Source organism: Terrabacter sp. 01T434 (assembly GCF_056398545.1).
Window position 1 is genome coordinate 1 of record NZ_JBFTPP010000040.1, and the last position, 399, is coordinate 399.

The 399-nt window shown below is 73.4% G+C and carries 1 protein-coding gene; it reads left to right on the forward strand.

Annotated features, from left to right (window positions below):
- Positions 1-399: amidase family protein (locus AC1DIW_RS21900; RefSeq protein ID WP_478110931.1), on the forward strand; the 399-nt coding region annotated here is incomplete at both ends.

The window sequence follows — 399 nt, forward strand, 5'->3', positions numbered from 1 at the left end:
GGCGAGCTGTCCGCGCGGCAGGCCGCGGCCCATTTTCTCGAACGGATAGAGGCCGCGAACCCCGGCCTCGGGGCGTTCATCACCGTCACGGCGGACGACGCCCTCCGGGACGCAGACGCCGCGGACCGCCGGTACGCCCGCGAGGCAGCCCCCGGCGGCGACGGCACGGCTGCCCTCCCGCTGCTGCACGGCATGCCCACCGCCTTCAAGGACCTGACCGACGTCGCCGGCGTCGTCACCACCCACGGCAGTGCCGCCCTGGACCACAAGCCGGCCCCGGCTGACGGCGCCCTCGCCGCGGCGTTGAAGGATGCGGGTGTAGTCTCCCTGGGCAAGACGCAGGTGCCGGAATTCGGGTTGACCGCCTACAGCGAGAACCGGATCGCCCCACCCTCACGC